This window comes from Saliphagus infecundisoli, from assembly GCF_020177375.1.
Taxonomy (GTDB): Archaea; Halobacteriota; Halobacteria; order Halobacteriales; family Natrialbaceae; genus Saliphagus; species Saliphagus infecundisoli.
In genome coordinates this window covers 1-3,976 of record NZ_JAIWHV010000069.1, presented here as the reverse complement: position 1 = coordinate 3,976, position 3,976 = coordinate 1, and the positions used below count along the sequence as shown (strand labels likewise).

Sequence of the window (3,976 nt, the reverse complement as noted above, 5' to 3'; positions counted from 1 at the left end):
TGTTGCTGATCTTGATCGTATCGGATAAAATTGAACGTCACGGATGAATCCTTACGCTATACAGGAGTTTCTGCTAGATAAGGTCTACGTCATGTGAGTTCTCTGTCGATGTTTCTTGGACAGGCTCTGCAGTGGCTGTCAGCGGGGATATCTGGAGTGACGACGGCGTCTTCAAACATCAAGACCTCGTAACATGGTATCGAACCGAGGATGTGATTGACTACACTGACGTGAATCTGTGAGTTCGAGAGAGGATTGTTGAAACAGTGGCGCTCTGTGAAAACGCGGAAGGGTGAGTCTCTTGAACAGCTCGTCTGCTCACCGTTTGCCCGTGAGTGAGCTCCTGTCTTGATGAGTAGCGGACGACACAGAGAGGTGGCTGTATATGGGATCGTACAGATGTCCGTGTAGGAGTAACGAGTGAGGGAACTGATGAGCGCTTTTTGATGCGTGATTTCCAGTCCGCTCCTCCAATCGCACTCAGGGTTTGGGGCATCACTGGGCCTACAGTGCTCGATTCGGTCATTATGTCTGCTCGATGCACTGCCGGGCTTCCCCGCCGCTTGACGTCGTTCCGCAGTCAGCACCGTCCCGGACAGCACTGCGACCACACCGCCTCAGCTGGTGGTGTCGGTTCACCTCCCACGAGAGGGGTGAGGGAGAGTCGAAATGGCCCTCTCAGTCCCGCTCAGTCAGCTCGCCAGTGGTCGGATCCGCTGACGTCGATGCTGGGAGCAGCGGCTGCGTGAGTGCCTACTCCCCGTGAATACCCATGTCAATCAAGCGCTTTGCCCAGTTCGACGGTTCGAATGAACAGCACTCCAATGAGCACGCAATTACGGATCCGGAATCGGAGATAACGCACTCAACTAGGGCTAGGGATGGGCGCAAACCTGCATCCAAATCGACGTGCACCGAGTGCGAGGGACGAATCATCACGGCAGAACAAACGTCCTACTGCGAGAACTGCGGGTTGGTCGTCACAGCCGACCACATCGAGTACGGGCCGAGCCGGCGTCGGCACGGTCCGGACGAATGGAGCGGTCGAAACGAGTGGAGTTGTGAGTCGGTCACCCAGCTTCGTATCGACAAAGGCCTACATACGACGTTTTTCCTCACGAGTGACGGCTACGGGAACTCGCTTTCGAGCGAACAGCAGGACAAGTACGATCGGCTGAAGCAACGCCACAAGCGCTTCCAGGTCAAGAGCAAGCGTGCGATCCGACTCAACGAGGCGCTTCGAGACGTCCAGATGATCGGCGGCAATCTCGACCTGCCCCATCACGTGGTCGTCGATGCCGGACGGTTGGTGAAACGGGCTGGTGAAGCGCGCGTCCCAGGTGCGTGGACATCGTGGGAAGGGATCGCCGCTGGTGCCGTGTTGCTTGCAGCGACCAACGCTGGGGTGGATCGCCCCTCTCGAGAGGTCGCCTGCTACGGGAAAGTGAGTCACGCCCGACTCTGTGCAGCGGCGCGCAAGATTCGGTGTCACGTCTCGATTGACATCCCATCGATACGAGCAGACACGGTTGCTACGGTCCTCGAGACGCTCGATAAGCGTGCGATAGATAGTGGCGCGTACCTGCGTCTCAGGGACGTCGCACGGCACCTGATGGAGATCGCGGACGAAGAACCGATCGGCGCGGGAACCCCGCGACTGACTGTCGCGGCAGCCGCGGTCTACGCCGCAGACCGGTTGCTCGGTAGCGAGTGGCTCACCATGCAGCAGGTCGCCGATGCGATCAGTGTGATCGTCGAGACGAGTAAAGACAAGATCAATCGGTATTCCTCCACACTCCGGACGGAGTACGCCGAGCAAGAGGAAGCGACCACGCCGAGCGTCCTTCCCAATCAAGAACGGGACGCGGTGTAGTGCGAGAGCCTCTATAGCGGTCGTTGAGAACGCGTGGTGTTGATCGCTTCCCATTATAGGATGGAGAGAAACACCCATGACACCAGATCCGTCGGTCACGCTTGATATCGAGACTGCAATCACCGTTGGAAGCTGGCTCCACAGGATGAGCGAGCACGAGTCACTCGAACCAGCGGTTGCCGAGCCGCTGGCCGGCCTCGCGGCTGCGATCGGTAGGCCGATCCGCAACCAAGCTGTGTCTGAAGATGCACCCTACGAACTCAGCATCATGACGGCCATCCAGTCGACCAGCCCGTCGCACTCTCGCAGTGACACTCGTGGTCCACGTGCAGACAGACCTGAACCGCTGGATGAATGTGAAGACCCTCACGCTGGGCGTGGCGACGAGGCCGAACCAGCCCAGCCGTCTGACAGAGCCCCGTCGCAGGTCTACGGCGAGCTGCCAGAGCAAGCCTGGGACGCCAGCCCTGCGCGGGGGGACGCTAACCCGGACCGCGATCATACAGAATCGGCGGGTCACGACTCACAATCGCCTGCTGGATCCGGCGGTGAGTCTTGGGAATCGGGATCAACACCGCCCTCGCAGTTCGTCACAGCGTACGAGTGTGAGGTCTGTAGCGGCGTTCACGAGATGGAAGCGTCAGTGAAAGTGTGTGCGTACGTCGCGGACTGTCCAGTGTGTGGCGCTGTTGATGCCCGGTTCACTGCGATCGAGATTCCAACGCCGGTTTCAGGCGACTCTCGTCATAGCTGACCTCGTCGTATTCGTTCGTGTGGACGGCCTCCCGCTCGCGTCGCTCACGTCTTCCTCAATTGACTCCCTGCGGGGCGCACTCCTCGAGTAGGCATCCTCGGTCGTCCCAGAGGCTGCCCGTCCCCTTACCGGTAGATGGGGAGCACGGTTTCTTTATTGCGTTCACGTTTGAAATCACGGGCAACTATTTTGTGCTTGTGTGTGTAAACACAAAGTATGGGAACGAAAACTATTGGAGTCAAAGATGACGTGTATGACCGCCTGAAAGCTCGGAAAAGGGAGGATGAAAGCTTCACAGATCTCGTGAATCGCCTCTTGGACGAGGCAACAATGGATTGGGATGAGGGATTCGGGACGCTCGACGCAGAAGAGGCCGAAGAGCTCGAGCAAGTGGTCGAAACCTCCCGCAAGCAGACGAGTGCAGGACTCGCAGAACGTCAACAAGAGGCTCTCGAAGAACTAACTGATGCCGAGGATGCCGATGAAGCTGCTTGATACAACGTTCCTCATCCATTATTGGGCCGGGCGCGAGGGGGTGAAAGAGTACCTCGAACAGAACGAAGAGTGCGAGTTCACCACAACGACGCTCAATATCAAGGAGATTGCCGTCGGTCGGACCCTCCAAGGCAAATTCGACCGACACGAGATACTCTCAACGTTTGAGTGGGTGGATATCATTCCTTTCCAAACCGAACACGCGTTCCTCGCTGGGCAGTTAGAAGCAGCACTACACCGGGATGAAAGCGTCAATCAGGATAAAATAAATTCCCTGACTGGAGATTTGTTGATTGCCGCCGTCGCGAAGGATAGAGGAGCAACAGTCGTGACAGAGAATATAGACGACTTTGAGTTTCTTGATGGCGTGTCTGTCGAAGCCTACTAATATTCGACTCTGATTCTCGACATCGATGGAGGTGACGATCGCGCGACGTCGATATACCAGCGATCACCGAGCTGGCGCGAGTGCTTCGGCGAGACGTATCGGGTGACTGTCTATCCGAACGAAAATCCGGACTGGGGGTCGGTCGAAGCCGACGTCGGGACGCTCACAGACGCACTCGCGGCCGCAGAACGCGTCTGCAGCGACCTCGAGGAGCAACACGAGCAGGATGCGGGACAGGGGAACGAAGACTGAGCGGAGCGAGAGGGTGCTCTCTCAGCCCTCAGGTGGCAGGGACCGAAACCGCTCGTCTAAGGGAGGGTTCGAGGGTTGGATATCGGGTCTAGTGCTCTGTCAGCCGTCAATTGAAGGGTATAGGCGTTTCAATTTGATGCGAGCATCGTCGGTGGTAAATCGCCAGTCAATATCCGTTTCAGCGCTGTTTCGTTCCTTCTTCCATGCGGCGACC

4 protein-coding genes are annotated in these 3,976 nt (G+C 57.5%); all 4 read left to right on the top strand.

Annotated elements, in window-relative coordinates; translation table 11 throughout:
- Window positions 1–973 precede the first annotated feature (973 nt).
- On the top strand, window positions 974–1,873 hold the full coding sequence (locus tag LCF40_RS22960) for a transcription initiation factor IIB family protein (protein WP_224830438.1): 900 nt from the start codon (window positions 974–976) through the stop codon (window positions 1,871–1,873).
- 970 nt (window positions 1,874–2,843) lie between these two features.
- A complete protein-coding gene (locus LCF40_RS22955) occupies window positions 2,844–3,122 on the top strand; it encodes an antitoxin VapB family protein (RefSeq protein WP_224830437.1) in 279 nt (92 codons plus the stop codon).
- On the top strand, window positions 3,109–3,510 hold the full coding sequence (locus LCF40_RS22950; protein ID WP_224830436.1) for a type II toxin-antitoxin system VapC family toxin: 402 nt from the start codon (window positions 3,109–3,111) through the stop codon (window positions 3,508–3,510). The genes LCF40_RS22955 and LCF40_RS22950 overlap by 14 nt, the downstream gene beginning before the upstream one ends.
- Window positions 3,511–3,612: 102 nt before the next feature.
- On the top strand, window positions 3,613–3,762 hold the full coding sequence (locus tag LCF40_RS22945; RefSeq protein WP_224830435.1) for a hypothetical protein: 150 nt from the start codon (window positions 3,613–3,615) through the stop codon (window positions 3,760–3,762).
- Window positions 3,763–3,976 lie beyond the last annotated feature (214 nt).

Coding starts and splice junctions, on each gene's coding strand:
- LCF40_RS22955 (WP_224830437.1), top strand. CDS start 2,844: ATGGGAACGAAAACTATTGGAGTCAAAGATGACGTGTATGACCGCCTG.
- LCF40_RS22950 (WP_224830436.1), top strand. CDS start 3,109: ATGAAGCTGCTTGATACAACGTTCCTCATCCATTATTGGGCCGGGCGC.